This window comes from Pseudoxanthomonas sp. 68-E7, assembly GCF_057773145.1.
Genome location: NZ_JBYMTI010000003.1, coordinates 43,152 through 58,393 on the forward strand (window position 1 = coordinate 43,152; position 15,242 = coordinate 58,393).

Annotated in this window: 14 protein-coding genes; 8 read left to right on the forward strand and 6 right to left on the reverse strand. The window is 67.2% G+C overall.

Annotated features, from left to right (window positions below; all coding sequences use genetic code 11):
- Nucleotides 1-904 precede the first annotated feature (904 nt).
- From AC3DE2_RS08320 to AC3DE2_RS08330, 3 genes are all read left to right on the forward strand, one after another.
- The gene (locus tag AC3DE2_RS08320) at nucleotides 905-1,936 is read left to right on the forward strand and encodes a glucokinase family protein (protein WP_488425813.1); all 1,032 of its coding nucleotides are present in this window, start codon (nucleotides 905-907) and stop codon (nucleotides 1,934-1,936) included.
- A 101-nt stretch (nucleotides 1,937-2,037) separates the two neighbouring features.
- Nucleotides 2,038-4,728, forward strand: a complete 2,691-nt coding sequence (locus tag AC3DE2_RS08325; RefSeq protein ID WP_488425814.1) for a TonB-dependent receptor — start codon at nucleotides 2,038-2,040, stop codon at nucleotides 4,726-4,728.
- Between the two features lie 90 nt (nucleotides 4,729-4,818).
- Entirely contained in the window at nucleotides 4,819-7,137 is a 2,319-nt protein-coding gene (locus AC3DE2_RS08330) for a family 20 glycosylhydrolase (protein ID WP_488425815.1), read from the forward strand.
- Between the two features lie 92 nt (nucleotides 7,138-7,229).
- Here AC3DE2_RS08330 and AC3DE2_RS08335 read toward each other — a convergent pair whose 3' ends face one another.
- Both AC3DE2_RS08335 and AC3DE2_RS08340 read right to left on the reverse strand, forming a co-directional pair.
- On the reverse strand, nucleotides 7,230-7,631 hold the full coding sequence (locus AC3DE2_RS08335; RefSeq protein ID WP_488425816.1) for a VanZ family protein: 402 nt from the start codon (nucleotides 7,629-7,631) through the stop codon (nucleotides 7,230-7,232).
- Nucleotide 7,632: 1 nt separating this feature from the next.
- The gene (locus AC3DE2_RS08340; protein ID WP_488425817.1) at nucleotides 7,633-8,817 is read right to left on the reverse strand and encodes a class I SAM-dependent methyltransferase; all 1,185 of its coding nucleotides are present in this window, start codon (nucleotides 8,815-8,817) and stop codon (nucleotides 7,633-7,635) included.
- Between the two features lie 104 nt (nucleotides 8,818-8,921).
- Here AC3DE2_RS08340 and AC3DE2_RS08345 point away from each other — a divergent pair, with 104 nt between their 5' ends.
- Nucleotides 8,922-9,662 (forward strand): pteridine reductase, encoded by a 741-nt coding sequence (locus AC3DE2_RS08345; protein WP_295378961.1) that lies wholly within the window; start codon nucleotides 8,922-8,924, stop codon nucleotides 9,660-9,662.
- On the opposite strand, the gene AC3DE2_RS08350 is transcribed toward AC3DE2_RS08345, so the two are convergent.
- The 4 genes from AC3DE2_RS08350 to tsaD all read right to left on the reverse strand — a co-directional run bounded on the left by AC3DE2_RS08350 (nucleotide 9,655) and on the right by tsaD (nucleotide 12,802).
- A complete protein-coding gene (locus tag AC3DE2_RS08350; protein ID WP_488425818.1) occupies nucleotides 9,655-10,044 on the reverse strand; it encodes a 2-amino-4-hydroxy-6-hydroxymethyldihydropteridine diphosphokinase in 390 nt (129 codons plus the stop codon). The genes AC3DE2_RS08345 and AC3DE2_RS08350 overlap by 8 nt on opposite strands.
- The gene (locus tag AC3DE2_RS08355; protein ID WP_295378956.1) at nucleotides 10,041-11,318 is read right to left on the reverse strand and encodes a mechanosensitive ion channel family protein; all 1,278 of its coding nucleotides are present in this window, start codon (nucleotides 11,316-11,318) and stop codon (nucleotides 10,041-10,043) included. Before AC3DE2_RS08355 ends, AC3DE2_RS08350 begins: the two co-directional genes overlap by 4 nt.
- Nucleotides 11,315-11,677 carry a dihydroneopterin aldolase gene (gene folB, locus AC3DE2_RS08360; RefSeq protein WP_295378955.1) on the reverse strand — a complete coding sequence of 121 codons (363 nt, stop codon included), beginning with the start codon at nucleotides 11,675-11,677 and terminating at the stop codon, nucleotides 11,315-11,317. The genes AC3DE2_RS08355 and folB overlap by 4 nt, the downstream gene beginning before the upstream one ends.
- Nucleotides 11,678-11,746: 69 nt before the next feature.
- Nucleotides 11,747-12,802, reverse strand: a complete 1,056-nt coding sequence (gene tsaD / locus AC3DE2_RS08365; protein WP_488425819.1) for a tRNA (adenosine(37)-N6)-threonylcarbamoyltransferase complex transferase subunit TsaD — start codon at nucleotides 12,800-12,802, stop codon at nucleotides 11,747-11,749.
- An 89-nt stretch (nucleotides 12,803-12,891) separates the two neighbouring features.
- Between tsaD and rpsU the strand changes: the two genes are divergently transcribed.
- The 4 genes from rpsU (at nucleotide 12,892) to AC3DE2_RS08385 (ending at nucleotide 15,215) form a co-directional block, all read left to right on the forward strand.
- Nucleotides 12,892-13,107, forward strand: coding sequence for a 30S ribosomal protein S21 (gene rpsU, locus AC3DE2_RS08370; RefSeq protein ID WP_002808376.1), 216 nt, complete (start codon nucleotides 12,892-12,894; stop codon nucleotides 13,105-13,107).
- 109 nt (nucleotides 13,108-13,216) lie between these two features.
- On the forward strand, nucleotides 13,217-13,663 hold the full coding sequence (locus AC3DE2_RS08375; protein WP_295378952.1) for a GatB/YqeY domain-containing protein: 447 nt from the start codon (nucleotides 13,217-13,219) through the stop codon (nucleotides 13,661-13,663).
- Between the two features lie 102 nt (nucleotides 13,664-13,765).
- Entirely contained in the window at nucleotides 13,766-14,260 is a 495-nt protein-coding gene (locus AC3DE2_RS08380) for a GNAT family N-acetyltransferase (protein ID WP_295378949.1), read from the forward strand.
- Nucleotides 14,261-14,339: 79 nt separating this feature from the next.
- On the forward strand, nucleotides 14,340-15,215 hold the full coding sequence (locus AC3DE2_RS08385; protein WP_488426139.1) for a YihY/virulence factor BrkB family protein: 876 nt from the start codon (nucleotides 14,340-14,342) through the stop codon (nucleotides 15,213-15,215).
- Nucleotides 15,216-15,242 lie beyond the last annotated feature (27 nt).

The following is a 15,242-nucleotide window of genomic DNA, read 5'->3' on the forward strand; positions in this document are numbered from 1 at the left end:
CCCGCTGTTTCCCGATTGGCTGTTGACACGGCCATGGCCAGACAATCCAGGCGCATGGATCATCGAGTTTGCACTCGGCGTCACGCGCGTCGGGTCTCTGCCGTTGACCATCCAGTCACGCAGACCACATCGAGCCGATGCTCTTGTTGAATCAAGCCGAAGCGGGCGCTTGCAGCCATGTCCGTCGATGGCCTCCCGCAGGCATCGACTCGCGTGGTGAACGGATGCGGCTGCGCCACAATCATCCATAGCCGCGGGTACGCGGTCCCGGACTCGATGGGCGCGGCCCTCGTGGACACTGGCGCCATCGAAGTTCGCACCCGCCAATGCGCCCGTGCCTTCGCGCGATACGCGACGGCTCACTGCCCCCGGGACACATCCGTATGGATGCCCGCGTGCGCGATGTCTCACCGTCGATGCTGGACGCGCCGCGATGTCCAGGCCGATATGGCGATGTGCCAGCCACGCTCGAGCCAGCCCGGCCCGCTGTCCGCACCGCGGGGTATCGCCAAGGCGGCTCGCGTCCCGGTCGCAACTGCGCTTCAGCGGCGATACCTGTCCCAGGGCAATGCCGTGGATGGACTGGAACCGGATGTCGGGACGTCCCGCGAGCCGGCACAAGCCGGGAAGGGCACTTAAGGAATCCTCGGCACAGCGGGATAATTTTTTACATGGAAAGCAGAATCGCGTTTTTTCAGCCACGCCGAGGAGGGGCATTTTCGGACACAAAATTCTTCCACCCAAAGAAACCACCTGAAAAACAAACAGTTTTCCGCCGCATCGCAACATCAAATTGCCTGAAAATTATTTGCAAAAAGCTTGACAACGTTGTCAGCACTCCAACACACTCGGCCTCCAAGGAAGCCTGAGGAGGCTTCCGGCTGCGGAACATGTGGGGAGACGTGTGGCTGCCATCGCCAATCCAGCACTGAAGGCCGATTCGCGACCGCGGGAGCACGAGTTGTTCCTGGCCGCGGACGTGGGCGGCACCCATGTCCGGGTCGGCCTGGTGCAGGCCACCACGTCGGCGGGCAAGCCGGTCACCGTCCTCGACTACCAGACCTACGCCTGCGCCCGGTTCGCCGGCTTGGCAGAAATCCTCGAAGACTTTCTCGGCGGCCGCCCCGCGCATCCGATCCGGTGCGGCGTCATCGCCAGTGCCGGACTGCCGCTGCCCGACGGCAGCGTCATCTCCGCCAACCTGCCCTGGCCGCTGTCGCCGCGCGCCATCCAGGCCCGGCTCGGCTTTGCCGATCTGCGCCTGGTCAACGACTTCGAAGCCGTTGCCCATGCCGCGCCGCACGTGGAGGCGAGCCAGGTCCTGCAGATCGCCGGTCCGGCGCACGGCGTGGACGGGCCGCGCCTGATCCTAGGGCCGGGTACCGGCCTGGGCGCGGCAGTATGGATTCCCGCGCATCCGCGCCCGATCGTCCTGCCGACCGAGGCCGGGCATGCCTCCCTCGCGGCGGGCAACGCGCTGGAGCTTGCGCTGCTCGGCCGGATGCTGGGCGAACGCAGCCATGTGCCGGTCGAGCACGCGTTGTCGGGACCGGGACTGTTCAATCTGTATTCCGCGCTGTGCGCGCTCCGCGATGTGCCGGTCCGGCATGCCGCGCCCGGCGACATCACCGCCGCCGCGCTGGCCGGCGCCGACGAACACGCCCATGACGCGCTGCATGCGTTCTGCGGCCTGCTCGGCAGCGTGGTCGGCGACATGGCGCTGTTCTACGGCATCCAGGGCGGCATCTACCTGGCCGGCGGCATCCTGCCGCAGCTGGGCGGATTCCTGCTCGAAAGCGGGTTCGTCGCGCGCTTCCTCAACAAGGGGCCGCTGCGGCAGGCACTCGAACGCATTCCCGTGAAGCTGGTCGAGCACGGGCAACTCGGCGTCCTCGGCGCCGCTCGTTGGTACCTCGACCAGCCCGAACACCGGTGAATCAGGACGGCGCGTTGCCCGCCGTGGGAGCCAGGCAGCCGCATGACCCGCCGACAAGGCGGGCCAACCACACCAGAACAAATCATGATGGGAGAGACAGCATGAGTTACCGCAAGACCGCACTATCCGCCGCAATCGTGATGTGCCTGAGCGTCACCGCGCAGGCGCAGGACGCCGCCCCGGCCCAGGCCAGCGATACCACCGGCGAAGCCGTCGAACTGGACAAGGTCGTGGTCACCGGCATCCGCGCCAGCCTGCAGCAATCGCTCGACACCAAGCGCAACGCCGACGCCATCGTCGACGTCATCACCGCCGAGGACGTCGGCAAGTTCCCGGCGACCAACGTCGCCGAAGCCATGACCATCATCCCCGGCGTGGCCATCGACCGCGCGTTCGGCCAGGGCGAAAAGGTCAGCATCCTGGGCACGGATCCCTCGCTCAACCGTACCCTGCTCAACGGCCAGTCCATCGCCTCCGGCGACTGGAACATGTCCGAATTCCCAACCCGCACCTTCAACTACTCGCTGCTGGCCCCGCAGTTGGTCGGCAAGGTGGAGGTGTTCAAGTCACCGGAAGCGCGCATCGACGAAGGTTCGATCGGCGGCACCGTGATCATCAGCACCCGCAAGCCGCTGGACATGGCCAACGACATCACCATCGCCGGCCAGATCAACTATGTCCGCAACGATCGCGTCGAGGACACCGATCCGCAGGCATCTGCCCTGTTCGGCTGGAAGAACGATGCCGGCACCCTCGGTTTCATCGTGTCGGCGCAAAAGGCCAAGGAACAGATCCGCCGCGATGGCATCGAGTCCTACGGTACCGTCACCGCCGCCCAGTTCCGCGACGGTGCCGGCGGCGCGCCGGGCTCGGTTGGTTCCGGCAACTGCACCGGCGCCTGCGAGCAGACCCTGACCAACAACATGACCGCGGTCGGCCCGAACTCGATGAGCGCCCACTTCTTCGAGCAGGAGCGCGATCGCCGCACCTATTCGGCCTCGCTGCAGTTCAAGCCAGTCGAGCAGCTGGACATCGAGCTCAACGCACTGAAGATCGACTCCAGCTACGACCACTCCACGCAGTCCATGTTCGCGATGCAGGGCAACACCTGGAACAGCCTGAGCAGGCTGACCGACGTCACCGTCCAGAACGGCCTGATGACGCGCGGCACCATGAACGATGGCCTGGTCATCTTCGATCTGCAGAACCGCGAAGCCTCCGTCGAATCGGAAACCTATGACCTGAAAGCCACCTGGAACGACGAGCGCTGGTTCGCCTCGACCCAGCTGGGTTCAACCAAGGCCGATGGCGGCCCGCGCCAGGTGTTCGGTGAATTCCTCGCCCGCGCCGACTACACCTGGGACATCAGCAACGCGCCCAAGCATCCGGGCAGCCTGACCTTCCACGGCGCCAACCCGTTCCTCGATCCGGCTTCCTTCCAGATGGACGCCGGCTGGGGCGGCAACGTGGTGGAGAAGCCGACCCTGGACAAGGAGAAGTATGGCCAGGTCGATTTCGGCCTGAAGCTCGACTCGCCGGTCTACCTGCTGCGCTTCGGCTACAAGAAGCGCGATCACGAGACCAGCCAGATCCAGCGCGGCGTGATTCTTTCCGGCGTCACCACCGCCGCCTCCCGCTTCAGTCCGCGCTGGCTGCCGGGCAACTACCTGGATGGCTTCAGCGGTTACGGTGATCTGGGCCGGCGCTTCACCATCGATGGTTCGCAGCTGTCCGACTACATCCTCGGCGGCGAATGGCTGCCGCCCGGCCAGAGCATGACGCCGATCTCCACCTTCAACTCGGCGGAGTTCGTGCGCAACACCTGGTCGATCAACGAAGACATCCAGGCGGCGTACGTGCAGGCCGACTTCAGCTTCGGCAAGCTGCGCGGCAATGTCGGTGTCCGCCACGTGCGGACCGAGTCGGAGAACGGCAGCTGGAAGTGCTCGGTCAACGTGGCCAACTGCGCGGTCAGCCAGTACGTGCCGCAGGTGCTGAAGAAGAAGTACAACAACACCCTGCCCAACGTGAACCTGGTCTACGACGTCAGCGACGAGTTCGTGCTGCGCTTCTCTGCCGCGCAGGTGATGGCACGTCCCAACTACGCGGACATGTCCAGCTACCTATGGCTGGCGGACGCCACCCTCAAGGGCGGCGGCGGTAATCCGGACCTGAAGCCATACCGCTCCACCAACCTGGACCTGTCGGCCGAATGGTACTTCTCGCCGAACTCCATCCTGGCCGGCTCCATCTTCTACAAGGACATCTCCGACTACGTGCTGATGACCTCGGGCAAGGAAGAGCACTGGAACATCAACCAGAACGAGGTCAGCACCTACGACGTTGACCGGCCGCGCAACGCCGGCGACGCCAAGGTCAAGGGCGCCGCCATCGCCTACCAGCAGGATATCGGCGCGGGTTTCGGCGTGCTGGCCAACTACACGTTCTCGGACGCACAGGCCAACAGCGGACGCGACCTGCCGTTCAACTCCCGCCACCAGTTCAACATCAGCCCCTACTTCGAGAGCGGCAACTGGAGTGCGCGGATCACCTACGGCTGGCGCGACAAGTACTTCACCCAGGTCAGTGGCGGACGCGAAATCTGGGTCAAGGATTACGCCTCGCTGGATGCCAGCGTCGGCTATCGCGTGAATGATTTCCTGAGCGTCAGCCTGGACGGCATGAACCTGCTCGACGAGGAGTACCACAGCTATTCGGGCGTGGAGCAGCTGACCCGCGGCGTGTATCGCACCGGCCGCCGCTTCATGACCTCGCTGCGCGTGCAGTTCTGATGTCGCCGCTTTGCCTTTGACATTATTGTCTCTCCACGGGTCCAGGACTTCTGGGCCCGTTTTTTTTGCATCGGGAGTCCCAGGAAAACCATGACGTCTCCAAGCCATCCCTTTCCACGCCGTTTCGCCCTGGTCGCGGGCCTGCTGGTGGCGCTGGTTGTGCCGCATGCGGTCGCCGGCAACACAGCCAGCCCGCCGGCATTCGCATTGATTCCGGCGCCCGCCAGCCTGCAGGCGAACCAGGGCAGCTTCGCCCTGGATGCAGGCACGGCCTTGCACGCCGAGGGAGAGGTCGCCCGCAGGGTGGCGGGCCAGTTCGCCGAATTCCTGTCTGCGACGCGCGGCCCGCGCCTGCGCGTTGCCGACAAGGGCGAGGACGGGATCGTGTTCGCCCTCGATCCTGCGGTCTCGCCGGATTCACCCGAAGGCTATCGGCTGGACGTGACGCCCCGGCAGATCCGTATCACCGCCGCCGACGAGCGCGGGCTGTTCTACGGCGCGGTCACCTTGTGGCAACTGGCGACACAAGCGCCTTCGCTGCCGGCACGGATACCGGCGGCCAGTATCCAGGACGCCCCACGCTTCCCCTGGCGCGGCTTCATGCTGGACTCTGCGCGGCACTTCCAGTCGATCGACGAGATCAAGCAGATCCTCGATGCGATGGCGCTGCACAAGCTCAACACCTTCCACTGGCACCTGACCGATGACCAGGGCTGGCGCATCGAGATCAAGAAGTACCCGAAGCTGACCGAGGTCGGCGGTTGCCGGGTGGCGTCTGGTGAGGCCGGCATCGGCGCGGATGGCCAGCCCAGGCCCTATTGCGGTTTCTACACCCAGGATCAGATCCGCGAGATCGTGAAGTACGCGGCGGATCGCCACATCACCGTATTGCCGGAAATCGACGTGCCCGGCCATGCGCAGGCCGCGATTGCCGCCTATCCGGAGCTGGGCGTGCTGGGCAGCAGGCCGCCGGTCTCCAATCAGTGGGGCGTGCACAGCTATCTGTTCAACACGGAGGAAAGCACGATGAAGTTCCTGGAGGACGTGCTGACCGAGGTCATCGCGCTGTTCCCGGGACGCTATGTGCACGTCGGCGCCGACGAGGCGGTGAAGATCCAGTGGGAGAACTCCGCGCGCGCGCAGGCGCGCATCCGCGAACTCGGCCTGAAGAACGAGTTCGAGATGCAGAGCCACATCATCAAGCGGCTGGAAAAGTTCCTCGAAGCGCATGATCGCCGCCTGATCGGCTGGGACGAAATCCTCGAGGGCGGATTGCCGCCGGAAGCCACGGTGATGTCCTGGCGTGGCACCGAGGGCGGGCTGGAAGCCGCCACGCAGGGCCACGACGTGGTGATGACGCCCAAGTCGCACCTGTACCTGGACTACCACCAGACCACGTCGCCGAACGAGCCGCCGGGCCGGCCGACCCAGGTGCCGCTGGAGAAGGTCTACGGTTTCGAACCGGTGCCCGAAGCGCTCGCGCCCGCGCTGCGCCATCACATCCTCGGCCTGCAAGCCAATGTGTGGACCGAGCACACGCGCTACTACGCGCGCCTGCAGCACCATCTGTATCCGCGCCTGGCGGCGCTGGCCGAGGTGGGCTGGACGCCCGTGGCCCACAAGGACTACGCCGATTTCCTGAAGCGCCTGCCGACGCAGTTGCGGCGCTACCAGGCGCTCGGCATCGCCTATGCGAAGACGCCTTTCGAAGTGGTGGTCACCGCGCAGGAACAGCGCGAGTCCGGCAAGGCGCGGATCACGCTGGCAAATCCGCTGGGATACGACATCCGCTACACCGTCGATGGCAGCGCGCCGTCCGCCACCTCACCGCTTTACACCGCGCCGTTCGCGGTGACGCCGCCGGCGGAGGTACGCGCCGCGGCCTTCTTCGACGGCACGCCGCTGGCCGACTCCACCGGCCAGCTCGTGGATCGCGCCTGGCTGCAGCGCAGGACCAGCGATGCGCTGGCGAGCTGTCCGGAAGGCGGCCGCCTGCTGCTGCGGCTGGAGGACGACGGTCCGCGCGATGGCGACCGCGCCATGTTCAACGTCACCATCTTCAACCCGTGCTGGCAGTGGCCGCAGGCGGATCTGGCCGGCATCGCGAAACTGCAGGTGCGCGCCGGGCGTATCCCCTACTACTTCCAGCTGGCGCACGACGAGGTCAACCGCAAGTTCGAACCGGCGCGCTCCGCGCACGGTGAACTGCTGGTCCGCGCCGGCAGCTGCAAGGCCGAACCGTTCGCCACGGTACCGCTGCCCGCCAGGCCCGATGCCGATGGCTTCGTGACCCTGGAGGCCGCGCTGCCCGACAAGCTGACCGGCCAGCAGGACCTGTGCCTGGTGTTCACCGGCGATACGCGCCCGGAGATGTGGGTGCTGGATGAGGTGCGGCTGGTGCCGCGCTGACGGAGACAGGTTCCACCCCGTCCAGCGAGGGAGCCCTCCATCCCTCGTCCGCTCGCGGGCGGGGGATTTTTTTCAGCCGTGGCAACGGCGCTTCAAGCCGGCTTGCGCACCCGCCGCTCCAGCCGCAGCAACAGATCCCGCATCGGTGTCAGCGCGGTGGACAGTCCCAGCAGCACGCCGACGGTATTGGCGATGGCGTCGAACGGATCGCGCATGCGATCGGTGGTGTAGGCGCCCTGGGCGAACTCGACGCCGATGCCCACCAGCACCAGCGCAAGCCCGGCGACCATCCAGCCGCCGCGGCTGCGGAACAATTGCACTGCTCCGGCCGCCAGCAGGAAGTAGGCCAGGCCATGCTCCAGCTTGTCGGTCCCCGAGGGCATGTCCGGGAACGGCGGCGGCGGCCCCAGCGACAGCGCCACCACCGTCGCGATGGCCAGCAGCCACAGGCACAACCAGAGTCGGGGGTGGCGCAACGGTTTCAGCAGGGTCATCTCACAGGCGCCAGGTCAGGTCGTTGGCGAGGAAGGCCGGCCCGAACTCGACGTCGCGCGCGAATCCCATCACCTGGAACCGCTCGCCCATCTCGCTGGGCAGGGTCAATTTCTTCACCTCGTTGCGGAAACGCAGTTTGGCGGCCTCGTCGGCCCTTTCCTCAATCTCCTGCAGGCGTTCGGGCAGGCCGTTGCCGAGCAGGAAGCTGGCCTGGTCGCTGTAGCCGGCCAGTTCGAAACCGGCCTGGGTGCCGGCCTCGGCCAGCGCGGTGAAGTCCACCGAGGCGGTCAGATCCTGCAAGCCCGGCCACAGGTAGGGATCGGCATGCACCTGCTGGCGATAGAACGCGCGCAGCGTGCCCTCGTCGCGATCCGGCAGGTAGTACTCGCGGCGCGGATAGCCGTAGTCGACGAACAGCATCGCGCCGGAACGCAGGCCGCCCATCACCGCCTGGATCCAGTACGGCAGCTGCGGCAGCAGCTCGGAGCGGTAGCCATCGGGAAACGGCTGCTCCAGGTAGCGCTCCACGTGGCGGACCGCCGCCGCCAGCAGCGCGTCGGACGGCCGATCGGTGCGCACGAACCGGTCCGCCTCGTCCAGCGCCACGTATTCCTCGAACACCTCGCCATCGCGCAGGGTGAAACGCGGCGTCGGCAGCGCGTCGATTACCTCGTTGGCGAACAGCACGCCGTTCCAGCTTTCACCCGGCGGCCCATCCAGCCATTCGACCAGCGCGAACACCGGAGGAATCAGGCGTTGCGCCAGCCGCTCGCGCTGGCGCTCGCGCAGGTCGGCGCTGGGTTCGAGGATGGCGTAGCGCGCCGGCAGCGCGTCCAGTTCCAGCAATCGCTTGAGCATCACTTCGGCGAAGGCACCACTGCCGCCGCCCAGTTCGAGGAACTCGGCCTCCGGCCCCAGTTCCTGCAGCACCGGGGCGACCGCGCTGGCGACGCAGGCGGCGAACAGCGGGCCGAGTTCGGGCGCGGTGACGAAATCACCGGCTTCGCCGAACTTGGCGCTGCCGGCGCTGTAGTAACCCAGGCCGGGCGCATAGAGGCAGCGTTCCATGAAGCGCGAGAACGGCAGGAAGCCGCCGTTGGCGCGGATTTCCTCGCGCAGCAGCGCGGCCAGGCGCTGGCTGTGCGCCAGCGCGTCGGCATCGGGAAGAGGCAGTTCACTGCGCATGGCGGTTCCTGGAAGGCGGTGCAGCGGGATGGAACGGCATTGTACGCGCGCGTTCCGCACGGACGCGGCACAATGCCGGCAGACGATTCGCCCCGGAGCCCGGCATGGACACGCAACGCAAAGTCGCCCTGATCACCGGCAGCGCCAAACGGGTGGGCGCGGCCATCGCGCGCGGTCTGCATGCCGACGGCTACGACCTGGCCCTGCATTACCGCCATTCCGGCGAAGCCATGCAGGCATTGGCCAGCGAACTGGACGCCGCGCGGCCGGGCAGCGTGCTGACCCTGCATGCGGATCTGGCCGAATTCGATCGGCTGCCGGAGCTGGTCGCGCGCGCGGTCGGCCATTTCGGCCGGCTGGATGCGCTGGTCAACAACGCGTCCGCCTACTACGCCACTCCGATCGGCCAGGCCACGCCGCAGCAGTGGGACGAGCTGTTCGCTTCCAATGCGCGCGCGCCGTTCTTCCTGTCGCAGGCAGCGGCACCACACCTGAAAGCCAGCCACGGCGCGATCGTCAGCATCGCGGACATCTATGCCGAGCGCCCGCTGGGCGGACACACCGTCTACTGCATGGCCAAGGCCGCGCTGGTGATGATGACCAAATCACTGGCGCGTGAACTGGGGCCGGAAGTGCGGGTGAACGCGGTGGCGCCGGGCAACGTGCTGTGGTCGGAGAATCCGGTCAAGGCTGAAACGCTGGAGCTGGTGCATGCGCGCACCGCGTTGAAGCGGCAGGGCGCGCCGGACGACATCGTCTCGGCGGTGCGCTGGCTGTTGGGCGGCAACGGTTACATTACCGGACAGGTGGTCGCCATCGACGGCGGCCGTTCGCTGTTCATCTGACCGGCGCGACCTGCGCCGCAAGCTTCTCGAACAGCGGATGTTCGAGCTTGGCCGGGTTTTCCCAGCGCATTTCACCGTCGATGGCGTACTCGCGCACCAGATCCAGGTCGATGGCGCAGGCGGCATCGCCCGGACGTCGTCCCAGCTCGGTTTCCAGGGCCTTCAGGCGCGCATTGAATGCGGTCCGCGCCAGCGCGGTTTCCAGCAGCACCGCCTGGTTGGCGTAGCGGTGCGGGTCTCCCGACACCACGCTGGCGCCGGTCACCACCGGCGACGACGCCAGGATCCGCCCTTCGCCCGCCAGCGCGGCGCGCGCGCGTGCCAGTTGCGCCTCTCCATCTGCGCCACTGCCGAGGATCAACAGGTAGCGATGCGGACTCATGCGGATGGCGCCGCGCCATCCTCGGCGCGCTTCAGCGCGGCGGTCGCCATCAACGCGGCGGTGATGCCCGCGTCGGAGGATTCCTGGAACACCCGCAGGCCGAACTCCGGCAGGATCGCCAGCAGGTGGTCGAAGATGTCCGACTGGATGTTCTCGTACACGCCCCATCGGATGTCGCGGGTGAAGCAGTAGATCTCCAGCGGCAGGCCGGTGGAACCGGGTTGCTGCTGGCGTACCAGCAGGGTCATGTCCTGGTGGATGCCGGGGTGGTTGCGCAGGTAGTTCTCGACATAGGCCCGGAACGTGCCCAGGTTGGTCACCCGGCGCGCGTTCACCGGATGGATGCCGCGCGCTTCCAGATCGCTGTTCCAGGCGGAAATTTCCCGGCCCTTCTCATTGAGGTAGCGATCCAGCACGGTGAAGCCGTGCATGCGGCCGAGTTCTTCGTCGGTGAGGAAGCGCACGCTGTGCTGGTCCAGGTACAGCGAACGCTTGATCCGGCGCCCGCCGGCCTCGCTCATGCCGCGCCAGTTCTTGAACGAATCGTTGATCAGCTTCTTGGTCGGGATGTTGGTGATGGTCTTGTCCCAGTTCTGCACCTTCACCGTGTGCAGGGCGATGTCGATCACGTCGCCATCGGCGTTGAGCTGGGGCATCTCGATCCAGTCACCCACCCGGACCATGTCGTTGGAGCTGATCTGCAGGCTGGCGACCAGCGACAGGATGGTGTCCTGGAACACCAGGATCAGCACCGCCATCATCGCGCCCAGCCCGGACAGCAGGATCAACGGCGAGCGATCGATCAGGGTCGCCACCATCAGCACCCCCGCGATCGTGAACACCACGATCTTCAGCAGCTGCAGGTAGCCCTTGATCGGCTTGTTGTGCGCGTCGGCGCGGCGCTGGTAGATCTGGTTGACCAGGTCCATCGCGCCGGAGAACGCCAGCGCCAGGGTCAGGATGATGAAGGCAGTGCAGACGTTGCGGACGATGGTGACCACGTGTTCCGGCAGATCCGGCACGGCCACCACGCCGGCCGACAGCACGATCGCCGGGATGACGTTGGCCAGCCTGGGAATCACCCGCAGGCGCACCTCGTGCGGTTCGCCCAGCGGCAGCGAGTTGAGCATCCGCCGCAGTCCACGCAGCAGCACGCGCTTGGTCACCCAGTTGGCCAGCCACGCCGCCAGCAGCAGCGCGCAGATGACCAGCGTGGTGTAGGCCCAGGGATAGGGCTCCAGCCACGCGCGCAGTTGTTCCAGTCGCTGGTTCATGCCGGATCCGCCGTGCCGCGCTCGATGATCACGCCCACTCCGGCGGCATTGGCGACCGCGCCGGGCTTGGTCAGGCGCAGGCGCAGCCAGGTCACGCCGAACTCCTCGATCAGCAGCGCGGCGCAGCGCTCGGCGAGTGTTTCGACCAGACCGAATTCGGACGCCTGCACGAACGCGGTGAGGCGCCGGCTGATCGCATCGTAGTCGAGCGTGTCGGCGACATCGTCGCTGGCCGCCGGCTTGCGGTTGTCGAACGCCAGTTCCAGATCCAGGCGCAGGTCCTGGCGGATGCTGCGTTCCCAGTCGTAGACGCCGATCACGGCGTCGGTCCGCAGGCCCTCGATGAAAACCTTGTCCATGTGCAACAACAATCGAAGTGGATACGCGGGCATGGTACCCGCCCGCGACGGAACCTACCCTGTGCCGCGTTATTGGGCGCCGGCCGATACCGGATTGCGCGCCACCGGTGCCAGCGTCGCCATGTCCCAGCGCGGCGTCACCTTCACTTCGGCGCTCTCGTGCTGCCCGGCTTCCAGCCGCAGCGCGCCGGCGAAGGCGATCATCGCGCCGTTGTCGGTGCACAGATCCAGGCGCGGGAAGCACACACGGCCGCCGCGTCGCGCGGCCATCTCCTGCAGGCGCGCGCGCAGGCGCTTGTTGGCGCCCACGCCGCCAGCCACGATCAGGGTGTCGCAACCGGCTTCATCCAGCGCGCGGCCGCACTTGATGGCCAGGGTTTCGACCACCGCGTCCTCGAAACCGCGCGCGATGTCGGCCTTGGTCTGCGGCTGCTGATCGCTGTCGCGCCAGGCCAGCAGCACCTGGGTCTTGAGGCCGGAGAAGCTGAAATCCAGGCCGGGCCGGTCGGTCATCGGCCGGGCGAACCTGAACCGGCCGGGCGTGCCGGACTCTGCCAGCCGGGCCAGCTGCGGGCCGCCCGGATACGGCAATCCCATCAGCTTGGCGGTCTTGTCGAAGGCTTCGCCGGCGGCGTCGTCCAAGGTCTCGCCCAGCAGCCGGTAGCTGCCGATGGCGTCCACCGCCACCAGTTGGGTATGCCCGCCGGAGACCAGCAGGGCCACGAACGGCGGCTCCGGCGGGTCGTGCTCGATCAGCGGGGCCAGCAGGTGGCCTTCCATGTGGTGCACCGCCACCGCCGGCAGATCCAGCGCCCAGGCCAGCGCGCGCGCCACCCCGGCGCCCACCAGCAGCGCCCCCACCAGGCCGGGCCCGGCGGTATAGGCGACGCCGTCCAGATCGCGGGTGTCCAGGCCGGCCTCGGCCAGGGTCTGGCGGATCAGCGGCAGCAGCTTGCGGACGTGGTCGCGGCTGGCCAGCTCCGGCACCACCCCGCCATATTCGGCGTGGAGCGCGATCTGGCTGTAGACCGCATGGGCCAGCAGGCCGTCCGCGCCGGCCCGGGCGGTGTCGTAGACCGCCACGCCGGTCTCGTCGCAGCTGGTTTCGATGCCAAGAACCTTCATGGGCGCTATGTTGCACTTTTCCGCCCGCCATCGCTATAATGCGCGGCTCACCCGGTCTGCCCGGGTCGTTTCCATCACCGAGATTACGTATGCCCAGCGTCAAAGTCCGCGAAAACGAGCCGTTTGAGTTTGCGCTCCGTCGCTTCAAGCGCACCTGCGAAAAGGCCGGCGTGCTGGCTGAAACCCGCAAGCGCGAGTTCTACGAGAAGCCGACCCAGGAACGCAAGCGCAAGGCCGCTGCTGCGGTGAAGCGCCAGCTGCGTCGCTCTTCGCGCGACGTGACCAAGCGCCAGCGCCTGTACTGAGCGACGGCGTTTCGCCAGAAGCCGGCACGCGCGAGCGTGGCCGGCTTTTTGCGTTTCTGGAATCCGTATCCCTTTTTTTCCCTGCCGCTGGCAGGCCCCGGAGAACACCATGCCCCTGAAGCAACAGCTCACCGACGACATGAAGGCCGCCATGAAGGGCGGCGACAAGGACACCCTGGGCGTCATCCGCCTGGTCAACGCCGCGATCAAGCAGCGTGAAGTGGACGAGCGCGTCGAACTGGACGACGCCGCGGTGCTCGCCGTGCTGGAGAAGATGGTCAAGCAGCGCAAGGACTCGGTGAACCAGTACGAGGCCGCCGGCCGCGAGGACCTGGCCGCGGTCGAGCGCGCCGAGATCCTCGTCATCGAGCGCTACCTGCCGGCCAAGCTGGGCGAGGCCGAAATCCTGGCCGCCATCGACGCCGCCATCGCCGAGACCGGCGCCAGCGGCCCGGCCGACATGGGCAAGCTGATGGGCGTGCTGAAGCCGCGCCTGGCCGGCCAGGCCGACATGGGCCAGGTCTCGGCGCTGGTGAAGAAGAAGTTCGCGGGCTGAGCCCGCTGGCCGGCCGGAAGGTGGCGCGACGCGAGCCGCGCCGTCTTCGCCGGTATGCTTGAGCCTTCCTCCCCTGCCTGGCGGAATCGGTTCCGCTCCACGATGTCCCCGACGATCCTCCTGCGCGCGGCCGTCCGCGACGACCTGCCGCACATCCTCGCCTTCATCCGTGAACTGGCCGAATACGAGCGGCTGGCCCATGAAGCGGTCGCCACCGAGGTGCAACTGGCCGAACACCTGTTCGGTCCGCGTCCGGCCGCCGAGGTGATCATCGCCGAGGTCGAGGGCGAGCCCGCCGGCTTCGCCCTGTTCTTCACCAGCTTCTCCACCTTCGTCGGCCTGCCCGGCCTCTACCTGGAGGATCTGTTCGTGCGGCCCCGGTTCCGCGGGCTGGGCGTGGGCAAGCGGCTGATGATCGATCTGGCAAGCCGGGCGGTGGAACGCGGCTACGGCCGCTTCGAATGGTCGGTGCTGGACTGGAACGAGCCCGCGATCCGTTTCTACCGCTCGCTCGGCGCGCTGGGCCAGGACGAGTGGACGGTGCAGCGGGTCAGCGGGGATGCCCTGCGGCGGCTGGCCGCGATGCCGGCGGAGTGATCGCCGACGACGACGCGCTCACGGCGCGACGACATGCGCCTGTCATGCTGGCCCCGTGTCCGGACAAGCGCCGAATCCGATGCGGGGCCTGCGCGATCAGCTGCTGCGTTTCCTGAAGCGTTTCCACGCCAGCCTGCCGGTCGCGCTGGTCCGGCGGTTCATCGAAATCGACGTGATGGCGCAGGCCGCGTCGCTGGCGTTCTACGCCCTGCTGTCGCTGGCCCCGTTGCTGGTATTGCTGCTGTGGCTGACCACCGCGCTGTACCCCAGCGCGCAGGAGGCGCTGCTGCGGCAGATCGGCGATCTGGCCGGCCGCGACGCCGCCGACATCGCCACCACGGTCCTGCGCAACGCGCGCAACCGTCCCAGCGTCGGTTCGCTGGCCGGTGGCTGGAGCACGGTGCTGCTGTTCATCGGCGCCACCGCCGTGTTCGGCCAGCTGCAGCAGGCGCTGAACCTGATCTTCCGCACCGACGCCCAACGCCTGGAGGGTCCGTGGGCGTGGCTGCGCAAGCGCATCTTCTCGTTCGGCGTGGTGCTCGCGCTGGGTTTCCTGCTGCTGGTGTCGATGACCCTGAACACCGCGCTGCAGGTGCTGTTCGCACGGGTCCCCTCGCTGCTGCCCGCGCTCGGTGATCTGGCCTCACTGGTGCTGTACGTGTTCGCGTTCGCACTGCTCTACCACTACCTGCCGGATCGGCGGGTGGCATGGCCCCGCGCCTTCCTGGGCGGCGCGCTGACGGCGGTGCTGTTCATCGCCGGCCGCTGGGCCATCGGCCTGTACATCGCCCAGGCGGCGCCGGGCAGCGCCTACGGCTCGATGGGGACGCTGGTCATCCTGCTGGTCTGGATGTACTACGCCACGGTGGTGTTCCTGGTGGGCGCCCTGCTGACCGCGCTGATCGACGAACGGCTGATCGCCCGCCGGAGCCAGGCACCTCCCGGCGCTTCCTGACGCCGCCTGCCGGGCGTGGAATACTAC